This is a genomic window from Halomonas sp. ND22Bw, from assembly GCF_003011945.1.
Taxonomy (GTDB): Bacteria; Pseudomonadota; Gammaproteobacteria; order Pseudomonadales; family Halomonadaceae; genus Halomonas; species Halomonas halophila.
Window position 1 is genome coordinate 1 of sequence record NZ_PXWD01000207.1, and the last position, 425, is coordinate 425.

The window sequence follows — 425 nt, forward strand, 5'->3', positions numbered from 1 at the left end:
CGGGAGAGACGCGAAGCGCCGCCTTGCGGATCGTGGCGGAGCGCAATGCGGTCGTGGAGCGTCTGGCGGTCCTCGCCATCCCGGCGGCGACGCGCTTCCCGGCCGATCTGCGCTATCTGGCCGGAGCGTCCAGTCGCACCGGTGAAAGAGGCGAAACCGCCGATGAGCCTGGTTCTCTATCGGCCTGGCTGGCCGATGCGCTTGACGCCAATCCGCGTCGTGGCGCGGTCATGGGACCCCCGCCGGGGCAGGCGGCCATGGCCGTCGCCTTTCCTGTCGTCGTTCTGCCATGACGGGAAATGTCAGATTGGCCAGTCGATCTTACTGCGACGGTAAGTGGGGTTGGGCGTGGGTCTGAGCCACTCTCTGGTCAACGACGTCGCGTCGACGTCCTTGGAGAGGGACCATCATGATCAACCGCAAAG

The 425-nt window shown here is 66.1% G+C and carries 1 protein-coding gene; it reads left to right on the top strand.

Annotation, left to right across the window (positions count from 1 at the left end; genetic code table 11):
* On the top strand, positions 1 to 293 hold a 293-nt coding region (locus CVH10_RS17710; RefSeq protein ID WP_219924766.1), incomplete at its 5' end, for a hypothetical protein.
* Positions 294 to 425 lie beyond the last annotated feature (132 nt).